We start from the raw sequence: 10,674 nt of genomic DNA, 5'->3' as shown, positions 1-10,674 counted from the left end.
CCATCGAAATATCCCTCAGATTGTTCAGGTCGCTGAACACACTCACCTTTCCGAATTTCGTCACCCCCGTCAGCAGGGCGAACCGTATATACCTGTCCATCGATTTCAGCGCCCCATAGAAAGCCTTCAGCGTGTTCCTGTACTCATTCTGCAACTCCTCGTCATCTATGGCCTGCAGCATCGGTTTGTCGTATTCGTCCACCAGGATAACCACCTGCTTCCCTGTCTTCTCATACGCACGACCTATCACGTACATAAATCTCTCCTCAGGCGACCTGTCTTTCTTCTCGTCGCCGTATTCAGCCTCCCACATCTCAAGGTGCATGTTCAGAATTTCCAGAAGCGAAGCCTTATTCTCATATCGCTTCGTATTCAGATCCAGATGCAGTACCGGATATTCCGTCCATTCCTTTTCCAGTTCCGCAATCTTCAGCCCCTCGAACATCTCCCTCTTTCCGCTGAAATAAGTCTCCAGCGTGGAGATAAGAAGACTCTTTCCGAACCTGCGCGGACGGCTCAGAAAGTAATATACACCGTTATTTACCAGGTCATATATCAGATCCGTCTTGTCTATATAAAGATAACCGCCTTCGCGTATCTTTTCAAAATTCTGTATTCCTATAGGGTATTTCATGTAAGTCAATTAAAAATTAAAAATTAATAACCAACGGTCAGCGAAGCTAATTAATAACCAACGGTCAGCGAAGCTAAGACCTTGTCAACTCGTCTCCTAGTCCCCAGTCCCTGGTATCTACTCCTTCACAATCCACCTCTCCACATTCCTCTTCTCATAGCTGAAGTTCACACCCACTTTCACCAGCTTCCTTCCGTCACATTCGAAAGGCAGCGCATAGTCCTTGCTCTCTATCTGCTGCATTGCCTCTTCCGCCGTGCCGTCCAGCTTGAACTCCATCACGTATATGTAGTCCGGTGTCTTCACCACCATGTCAATCCTTCCCTCCGAGGTATGATATTCCGCCTGCGTATAGAATCCCAGCAGTTTGAACAGGATGAACATCACGTTCTGGTAGTGCAGCTCCAGGTCACGAGCCAGCTCGTACGGAGTGTCGGCAAAGAAAGTCATCAGGCGTTTCATGAAAGAATCCGTATCACCGTTACGAACATCCATGACGAAATTCATGATTCCGAACGTAGCGTCCGAATTATCCATCCCCGTATAGCTCGGCAACAGGAATTTCATGAAACCATCCTCCACCTCCCTGTTCGGGAATCCAAGTATATAAGTCCTGAACTCCTTGTCATAATCCTTGATTGTCAGATACCCGCTCTGATACAAAATCGGCACCGGATCTTTCCTGAGTGTTTCCAATCCATTCAGCGAGTCCGCCGTAGCATACTCCCTCATCAGTTTCTTCAGGTTATATCTGCACCCCTTCATCAGTTCTACAAGGAAAGTAGGCGTACCCGTCTCAAACCAGTATTTGCCGAACTCGTTACTTGCAAACGTATTCAGTATGCTGAACGGATTATATATATCTACGCATCTGTCGTTGAAGTGATACCCGTCGTACAATTCCTTGAGTTTCGCCTTTGTCTCCTCCTCTGTCATATCATTTGCAGTACCCAGATCCTTTATGCCATCTTTGAATACAGAGTGCAGTTCCTCCTCCGTGATACCGCAAATCCTTTCGTATGCCTTCAGCATCGAAATATCCCTCAGATTGTTCAGGTCGCTGAACACACTCACCTTTCCGAATTTCGTCACCCCCGTCAGCAGAGCGAACCGTATATACCTGTCCATCGATTTCAGCGCCCCATAGAAAGCCTTCAGCGTGTTCCTGTATTCATCCTGCAGCTCCTCATTATCTATAGCCTGCAGCATAGGCTTGTCATATTCGTCCACCAGGATTACAGTGTTCCTTCCAGTCTTTTCCGCCGCTCTTCGTATTACCCCCTCAAATCTTGTCGCAAGCGAATACTCATCCGGATTCTTGCCATAAAGAGCCTCGCACTGTTTCAGAAACAGGTCAAGCTTGTTCTCCAGATCCTTCGGAGTGGCATACCTTTCAGTATTCAGGTCCAGATGCAGCACAGGATATTCCGTCCATTCCTTCTCCAGTTCCGCAATCTTCAGCCCCTCGAACATCTCCCTCTTTCCACTGAAATAAGTCTCCAGCGTAGAGATAAGAAGACTCTTTCCGAACCTGCGCGGACGGCTCAGGAAGTAATACTTACCATTATCCACCAGATCAAACATCATGTCCGTCTTGTCGATATAAAGATAACCGCCTTCGCGTATCTCTTCAAAATTCTGTATTCCTATAGGGTATTTCATGTTGGGCAATTAAGAATTAAAAATTAAAGGTTAAGTTACGAGGCTTAACTTCGTTGACCGCATCCCCGCTCGTCACATTATCCATCTACTCCTGGTCATTTTTGGAAGCTTATCCTATATTTTGCTGATAAATTCATTGTCTATTTCAAAAGCCTTACCATGCAAATTGGTTTTCCATGTACATTTTTCAACATCCAAGTCTATATAATTTTCAATAATCCCTTTCCTGAAAGGAATTTCCTTTAATGTTGGATTAAATGCGCGTATGGCTTTTTGTAAAGAATTATCTCTTTTTTTGGGCTTATTCAGTATGTCAAAAGAAGTTATATATAGGTGTGTCACATTCTTAATGAATATATTAAGCATATCTTTGGTTGGCAGACATACTTTTCCATTAATGAAAGGAGATAATTGACCTACCAATAAATTATGATTAAACATTTCATCCCATACTCTCTTCTCGTATGCATTTTCAGAACCATGATGCGGTATCTTATAAAGTGATGCACTGTTTTTTGAGATACAGCTACAATTGTCGAGAATACATAGCCATCCACGTTTATTGTCTTCTGATGTTTCCAGATCACCTCCTAAAATAGCTGTATATCCGTTAACACTTACTTGCAGAACAACACACTTTTCATTCGGACTGCGAACTATAATTTTTCTGTTGGAGCATGGGACATAATTTCTCATTAATTCTGAGATTTCTGTTCCAAAATCTGATATTACTGCGTCTGAAGGAGAAAGAGCTATCACTTTTATGTCATTTCTTTCATCATTTCTACTATACAACACACGATCCTGTAATATTGTTTTCACAGGTATTTTTCTCTGATTAACTATATTCAGACATTTAGCCATGATATCCGTTGAGGAAGTATGAGACAATAATTTATCATTCCTGCTGTCAAGTCCGATAAACTCAAGAAACTTGGCTTTGTCCGAAGTTACAGCGAATGCTAATGTTGCGGATTTACATTCTTCAAGCAGCTTGTCTATCCCAAGAATATGGTCGTTATGCCAATGTGAACAAACTATTAATTTTACTTCCGTCTCAATGTGAACACCAAGTGACTTCAAATACTCAAGAGGCAAAGATTCTTTTGTAACAGGGTCTATGCACGAATCTACCACCATCCAATTATTCATACCTAATTGTACCACAACAGATTCTCCATATCCTCCACCTGTTCCAATCAAAGAAACTCTGAATAGATTCATTCCCACATGATACCCTCCTTCAACTTATCAACATCATTCATTATAGACTCAAATTCATTATTGCTCAAGTTTATACTTCTTTTAAAACGGATAAAAGATTGTTTTATTATTTGTCCATAGTAGTTGGCATATCCTATACTCCAATAAAAAACAGCTCCCACATTCAGTAAATGCAAATCACAATTTGATATATCTTTTTTTTCAAACTCAGCAATCTCGTGTGTAGTGTTTTCATCTGTATTTATTAATACAGCTGTAAAAGTTTCATCTTTTATTTCGGTGACATTACCTATCCAGTTGAGTGAATGACAAATATAATTCAAATTGCTTTTGGAACTTTTTATTAACGGTAACTCTATCTTTTCAGATTTATCACAGTCTCTAGTCTCAAATGTTGATAGTAAAGATACTCTTTCCTTAATCGGCAGTTGAATCTCTTCTAAAACCAAATCTTCATACAATGTAGGCAAACTATTGTTTGTATAGTTGTCAAAGAAAGAATATTTGTTGATTTGTAATGTTGAATCTCCCATTATCCGAAAATTTTTGAAAGAATATTTGAAACTATTTCTTTTGAGTTTGCCGCACAATAATCAAATTTATCCTCTACGAGTTGCGATGCCTTGTAACCGTTACTGTTAGGCTCCAGATTAAAATGATTGTTTATATTGAAATTTATGCCGAAATTCACCTTCAGTTCAGGTTCAGACGGTGATATACTCACACGTCTGAAAGATGTGTTTCCTGATTCTGTAGATTCTATTATTTCGATGTTTAACAATCTTGGTGATGTAAGAATATCATTCCAGTTATTCAATGGTGCCAGCCTGTCTCCAAAGTTATAATAGTTGTCGGCATTTTTTAATGATAAATCATATACATTATTAATGCCTACAGCTTTTATAGGAGTCTCATTCAATATTTTGAAGATATTTATAGCTAAATCACGCATAGGATAGAAATATGGTTTTTTCATTGTTTTGAAATCACATCTATTTCTTGAGACTTCAATACTCAACCATTCTCCCAACTGGAATCTGGAAAGTTCATTCATGACTATCTCTATTTTCGCATTTTTGGCCTCTTCCTCCTGTATAAGGTCTTTTGATGCCAACCAATAAGGGTGAAATATAGAAGGATTGAAATCTCCTAAAAACACCAATCCTCTCGTTTCAATCTCTAAATATTTATCTATCATAAATAAAATACTTTTTGTCGGCTGAATATCATAATATTCACAAAAGTAATTTTTAATTCCGATATATCAAATAAAAATATTCTTTTTCTTCCTTATATTAAACCGAAATTCCCCCATGCCCGGCATTACCAGCCGCCGCATGGAGGAATCCCCTAGTTATTAATCAATTTCGCTGTCTGCCAATTATTAATTACCTTCGTTGACCGCCAGCTCTTAATTATTAATTTTTAATTATTAATTATCATAAGTTTCCTCATAATACCTCTGATAATCCCCTGAAGTCACATTATCCATCCACTCCTGGTTCTCCAGATACCATTTCACCGTCTTCTCTATACCCTCTTCAAACTGCAGGCTCGGTTCCCAACCCAGCTCACGCTGCAGCTTCGTAGAGTCAATAGCGTAACGCATGTCATGTCCCAGACGGTCAGTCACGTAAGTAATCAGATCCAGAGAATAACCTTCCGGATTACCCAGCAGTCTGTCAACGGTCTTTATCAGCACCTTTATGATGTCGATGTTCTTCCATTCGTTGAAACCGCCTATGTTGTATGTATCCGCAATCTTTCCGTTATGGAAAATTACGTCTATCGCACGCGCATGATCCACCACATACAGCCAGTCGCGCACATTCTCACCCTTGCCATATACAGGCAGCGGCTTGCGGTGACGAATATTGTTGATAAACAGCGGAATCAGCTTCTCCGGGAACTGGTACGGACCGTAGTTGTTCGAGCAGTTAGTCACTATAGTCGGCATCCCGTAAGTATCATGATAAGCACGCACAAAGTGATCCGAGCTCGCTTTCGAAGCCGAGTACGGGCTGTCAACACAAACAGTTAGGATTATCCTCTATGTCCTTCAGGTTCGCCAGGTTGCCGGCATAAGTCAGCTTGTCCAGGTTGATGATTCTGTACTCAGGATATTTGTTCACGAACAGGCGCACTACGTGGTTGCCAATAAAACCGGCACCGCCGGTTATAAGGATGTTACGGTTAAAGTTTCTGTATTTGATAAGTTTATATAAAACAATTGGTAAGAATCTTAATAACTTCTTGATAGTTTTATTTTTCTTTTGATTATTGTTCTTATAGTTTACGACGAAAAGATATGTTTGTTTGCGGTGTCAAGGCGGAAAATACAATCGTTACTAGAAAACAAAATATATAGGTAAAATATTCTTAGTTATGAGCGACATAAATATGAGTTGGTACACAACGTTGCCCATAATGATTAAAAATTCCATTATCAGTAGGATAATTGACAATGTCAGTTTTTTCGTCTCCTTTACCTTTCAGATACATAGTAGTAGATCCACCACCATCCATATTAAGTGCATACTGAGGATTAAAATGTTTTTTGAGGAATAAGGTTACTTCTTTTGCGCTCATACCTTCAGCTTTACCTGCCCATCTTCCATCTATGGTAATTAACAACAAATCTTTATCCTCAGTTACAGCAACAACTGTACGAGGGTGGCGTACTCCTTGATGTCTGCGATAATCTTCATATTCAAAAGATTCTAATTCTTCCATAGTATAATTACCAACAAAAGTTTCACTTAAAGGTTGATAGTCATAAATTAATGTTGGAGCACTAGCTAACAGATTTCTTGCAGGATATTGTTTATATATGTCAATAGCAGCCTTCCCGTTCTGTCCACCATATATAATTCCAACGTCAGATTTTCCATCCGAATAAATTGCACCATTGTGCTTCCAGTATCTTATGTCTCCTTCAGGTAGTGTAACTTCAGATATATTAATTTCATTAATACGAATGTATATAGCATCCTGTTCGTATCCACCATTAATACCACCTATAGCTACATTTTCTTTTGCTACGTTTGAAAGAGAATCTCCATTATTATTGTATGTAAATATAACAGAATACAGATTAGAAAGTAAATCAATTTCAAGCACATTAACAATCTGATTAGCCTTACTTACGTTATCATATCCTTCATAGTTATAATAAATAAATCCATCATAAACAGAATCAATTTCCCATTCATTTTGGTTATCCTTTTGTAAAGTTGGAACTTTTATAGTAGAAGGATTATTAGGTTTCTTATAGTCATCATTAATTTTATCATTTCTACATGCTATAGTTATATAAAGAACTACGAATAAAAAAGCAATTGTTAATTTATTAAATTTCATAATATAATCTCTTAAACTGTTGTCTGGCTCAAATTAAAGAATAAAGGTTATACATATAATTCATCCTTTTCATATGCGTAAGTATATAGATTATTGATAATCTTGCATAGATTAATGAAACGATTAACTAATATATTTGCTATAAGAAACGTTGGCGGAATTTTAATATGTTTTAATTAAATTCCGCCAACTGATTTCTAATTATTTTATTTATTCTTATCTAATGCTTCAAAGCATGAATTTTTGCTTATAAATTCAGGAACAAGATTTTTCATAGCTTCAACCACTTTCATTTGATTGTATGTGTAGCTTACATCTATTAAATGTTGAATCTGATCTTTTACCTCATCGTAATCATATTCTCTGACAGTTGCTATCATAATTTTTTCATGATATGTAGGCTTGGTCAATTCCTTCACATTTAACAGCTCTTCATAAAGTTTCTCACCATGTCTAAGTCCTGTAAATTCTATCTTTATATCAGGACGACCTGATAAACTAATCATACGCTTGGCCAAATCCAAAATCTTAACAGGTTTACCCATGTCAAAAATATAAATTTCTCCACCGTTACCCATACTTCCAGCTTCTAATACCAATCTGCAAGCTTCAGGGATTGTCATAAAATAGCGTATAATTTCAGGATGTGTAACAGTTACAGGACCTCCTCGTTTGATTTGTTCTTTAAAGCGTGGTATAACAGAACCGTTTGAACCAAGTACATTACCAAATCTTGTCGTTATAAATTGAGTAACATGTCCTCCTTCTTTTTGTAATTTTTTTGCTAGGCTTTGTACATATATCTCACATATACGTTTTGAACATCCCATAACGTTTGTCGGATTAACTGCTTTATCTGTAGAGATCATTACAAATTTTTCAGCTTTATATTTTACAGCCAAATCAGCTACAATTCTAGTTCCGGCTACGTTTGTCTGTATAGATTCCGACACATTATCTTCCATCATAGGAACATGTTTGTAAGCAGCTGCATGGAAGATATATTGAGGTCTGAATTCTTTGAATATAGATTCCATTCTTGTTTGGTTGGCAATATCAGCAACTATTGTTTTGGCATCTATGTCTCTCCATCTGTCTTGCAATTCCAATCTGATGTCATGTAATGGAGTTTCAGCCTGGTCAACAAGTATCAAAGTATATGGGTTAAAAGATGCTACTTGTCTCATTATTTCACTTCCTATCGATCCTGCAGCACCTGTTATCATAACCCTTTTTCCTTCCAAATGTGAAGCAACTTTTCTGATATCAATTTGAATAGGTTCACGTTGTAGCAAATCTTCAATTTGAATTTCTTTAAGTTCAGGTTGACTTAACGTCTGACTCTTCCATTCGCTCAAAGGAGGAGCTGTCATAAGTTTTATATTGTTGGCAAGAAGTTTGTCCGCTAAATCACTTTTTTTGAGTTCATTCATTTTGGCCGGAGAAATAATAACTATTTGTATATCTTTCTCACTAAGCCTTTCAAATAGCTCTTCATCATTAGCATATACTTTGACTCCCATTAGAACCTTTCCTATCAATTTAGGTTCATCAGCAATAAATCCTTTTAATTTATAGTGGTTTCTTAAATTAACTCTCAATGATTTGGCTATATTTACCCCTGCTTCCTTGGCGCCGTATATAAATACATTTGCGCTATGGCTTCCGTCGAAATTTAATGTTTCAAATAAAATTTTGACTACCATTCTAGAAACCGTCATTAACCCGAAGTTTATTATATATGATATGAATATTACACTATAAGGAGGTAAATGGAAAATATTTGATTTCCTGCTAAATATACTGATTATCATTATTACAGCATACGTACAACTTAGCGCAACAAATATTCTCATTATATCAACAAATGATGAATATCTAAGCACACCTGAATATGTACGGAATATCTTGTAAAAAAAGATTGCAATCAAGACACACCATAATATACTGGTATCCACATCTGACAAAACAGTAAATACTTCTTTTATATCATATCTAAGTATATAAGCTATTAGACATGATAAAGCAGTTAAGACTATATCCATTAATAGAATAGTCCATATCGGTAAAACCTTAACAGAAAGATACCGATGAATAAGTGTTTTTACTCTCATTTTTGTAAAGTTTGATAAATATCACAATACTATGTGACTGTTGAATATTTTTATGGAAACAAAAATAACCTATTTTCTTGTTTATTCAAATAAAAAGGAATTTTAATTGAAAGTAATTATCAAATATTGGTTCACTCCAATATTTTTAAGCAAGTATTCTAGTTTATGTTTTTTTGTTTGTAATATATAATATGTTTTTCATTCCTGTTCTTCTTTAAATGTGTTTTACTGCGTTTGTATGGTATATAAAAGGGAAAATAAAAGTAGGAGAAAATAAAAAAGTTCTCTCCTACTTGTTTGCATAATACTAATATTTATCAGTTCTTATATTCTTATAGCCATAGATATTAGACTATTAAATTATCAAAGAGACTTAATAATTTGTGAGAAGTTCTCCATTACATATTCTACATCTTCCATACTCATACGTGTATTTAGTGGAAGTGTAATTTCATTTTCAAAAAGATGATATGCATTTGGATAGTTCTTAATATCAAATCCTAGAGCCTTATACGCTGTCATCATAGGTAATGGTTTATAATGAACGTTAGTCGCTATACCTCGTTCAGCCATTAATTCTATTACTTTATTTGTTTCTTCACGAGTGCGTCCTCCAAGACGAACTATATATAAGTGATGTGATGAACAATGATCGTCTGATTTATGATTCAAGTATGTTATCTGGTTATTAACATCAAGTTCAGAATTAAGCTTATCAATGACATTATTCATGTATGCAACATATTTTCCTCGTTTCTGTAGCATTTCAGGATAGCGCTTAAATTGAACGAGTCCGATGGCTGCCATTATATCTGTCATATTACACTTGTACCACGGACCTATAATATCATATTCCCACGCACCAAGTTTTGTCTTGGCTAATGCATCCTTATTCTGGCCATGCAGACTGAATAACTGTGATATACGATAGATGAATTCATTCCATGTTTCTCCCTCTATAAAAGGAACAGGACTTCCACAATATACTTGTTGAGATTCTACTTTTTCATTTCCAAAAGGTAATTTCCAAGTCATAGCACCACCTTCAGCCGTTGTGAAATTCTTTACAGCATGAAAACTGAACGATGAGAAATCCGCAATTTCACCAGCCATTTTACCTTTTCTATGAGCTCCAAAAGAATGAGCGCAGTCATTAGAAACAACAATACGTCCTATTAACTTTTGGATGTCATTTTTAGGATGAAATTTCTTCAAAATTTCAGGGCGTGTTACAATTTCAAGGATTCTATCTACATCTGCACAAATTCCAGCCAAATCTACAGGTACAATTACCTTAGTACGCTCTGTTATTGCTGCAGCTAGTTTCTCATAATCCATTTCCACGTTATCTTTTTGAGAATCAACCATTACAATAGTTGCCCCAACATGCGCAACAACAGAGGCTGATGCCGTATAAGTATAAGCAGGTACAATAACTTCATCACCAGGCCCTACCCCTAATATGTGTAAGACCATTTCCATAGCGGCAGTTGCAGAGTTAAGGCATACAGTTTTATCTGTATGTACATATTCTGAAATGATTTTTTCCAATTGTTTTGTACGAGGTCCAGTGGTAATCCATCCACTTAAAATAGCTTCGCGCACTTCATTTGCTTCTGCCTCAGTCATATCAGGAGGGCTGAAAGGCACATTCCTTTTTTTCAAATCTGTACTCATTGT

The 10,674-nt window shown here is 36.8% G+C and carries 8 protein-coding genes and 1 pseudogene; all 9 read right to left on the bottom strand.

Annotated elements, in window-relative coordinates; genetic code table 11:
- On the bottom strand, positions 1 to 634 hold a 634-nt coding region (locus OCV82_RS01215; RefSeq protein WP_154043066.1), incomplete at its 3' end, for an ATP-binding protein.
- 117 nt (positions 635 to 751) lie between these two features.
- Positions 752 to 2,296 (bottom strand): ATP-binding protein, encoded by a 1,545-nt coding sequence (locus OCV82_RS01210; protein WP_154042717.1) that lies wholly within the window; start codon positions 2,294 to 2,296, stop codon positions 752 to 754.
- A gap of 114 nt (positions 2,297 to 2,410) precedes the next feature.
- Complete coding sequence (locus tag OCV82_RS01205; RefSeq protein WP_235340345.1) at positions 2,411 to 3,520, bottom strand: MBL fold metallo-hydrolase; 1,110 nt, start codon at positions 3,518 to 3,520, stop codon at positions 2,411 to 2,413.
- Complete coding sequence (locus OCV82_RS01200) at positions 3,517 to 4,053, bottom strand: hypothetical protein (RefSeq protein WP_154042715.1); 537 nt, start codon at positions 4,051 to 4,053, stop codon at positions 3,517 to 3,519. Before OCV82_RS01200 ends, OCV82_RS01205 begins: the two co-directional genes overlap by 4 nt.
- A complete protein-coding gene (locus tag OCV82_RS01195; protein ID WP_154042714.1) occupies positions 4,053 to 4,718 on the bottom strand; it encodes a hypothetical protein in 666 nt (221 codons plus the stop codon). The genes OCV82_RS01200 and OCV82_RS01195 overlap by 1 nt, the downstream gene beginning before the upstream one ends.
- Positions 4,719 to 4,952: 234 nt before the next feature.
- A pseudogene (locus OCV82_RS01190) lies at positions 4,953 to 5,733 on the bottom strand (dTDP-glucose 4,6-dehydratase).
- A 166-nt stretch (positions 5,734 to 5,899) separates the two neighbouring features.
- Complete coding sequence (locus OCV82_RS01185; RefSeq protein WP_154042713.1) at positions 5,900 to 6,880, bottom strand: phosphodiester glycosidase family protein; 981 nt, start codon at positions 6,878 to 6,880, stop codon at positions 5,900 to 5,902.
- A gap of 206 nt (positions 6,881 to 7,086) precedes the next feature.
- Positions 7,087 to 8,994 (bottom strand): polysaccharide biosynthesis protein, encoded by a 1,908-nt coding sequence (locus tag OCV82_RS01180; RefSeq protein WP_154042712.1) that lies wholly within the window; start codon positions 8,992 to 8,994, stop codon positions 7,087 to 7,089.
- Positions 8,995 to 9,357: 363 nt separating this feature from the next.
- The gene (locus OCV82_RS01175; RefSeq protein ID WP_154042711.1) at positions 9,358 to 10,671 is read right to left on the bottom strand and encodes a DegT/DnrJ/EryC1/StrS family aminotransferase; all 1,314 of its coding nucleotides are present in this window, start codon (positions 10,669 to 10,671) and stop codon (positions 9,358 to 9,360) included.
- Positions 10,672 to 10,674: the final 3 nt, after the last annotated feature.

The sequence above is a fragment of the Bacteroides cellulolyticus genome, from assembly GCF_025567135.1.
Classification (GTDB): domain Bacteria; phylum Bacteroidota; class Bacteroidia; order Bacteroidales; family Bacteroidaceae; genus Phocaeicola; species Phocaeicola cellulolyticus.
Note: the sequence above shows the minus strand (reverse complement) of the source record. Positions and strands in the feature narration are given on the sequence as shown.

Bases quoted from the DNA above. Each gene is read 5' to 3' on its own strand.
- OCV82_RS01210 (WP_154042717.1), bottom strand. From the start codon at position 2,296: ATGAAATACCCTATAGGAATACAGAATTTTGAAGAGATACGCGAAGGC.
- OCV82_RS01205 (WP_235340345.1), bottom strand. From the start codon at position 3,520: ATGAATCTATTCAGAGTTTCTTTGATTGGAACAGGTGGAGGATATGGA.
- OCV82_RS01200 (WP_154042715.1), bottom strand. From the start codon at position 4,053: ATGGGAGATTCAACATTACAAATCAACAAATATTCTTTCTTTGACAAC.
- OCV82_RS01195 (WP_154042714.1), bottom strand. From the start codon at position 4,718: ATGATAGATAAATATTTAGAGATTGAAACGAGAGGATTGGTGTTTTTA.
- OCV82_RS01185 (WP_154042713.1), bottom strand. From the start codon at position 6,880: ATGAAATTTAATAAATTAACAATTGCTTTTTTATTCGTAGTTCTTTAT.
- OCV82_RS01180 (WP_154042712.1), bottom strand. From the start codon at position 8,994: ATGAGAGTAAAAACACTTATTCATCGGTATCTTTCTGTTAAGGTTTTA.
- OCV82_RS01175 (WP_154042711.1), bottom strand. From the start codon at position 10,671: ATGAGTACAGATTTGAAAAAAAGGAATGTGCCTTTCAGCCCTCCTGAT.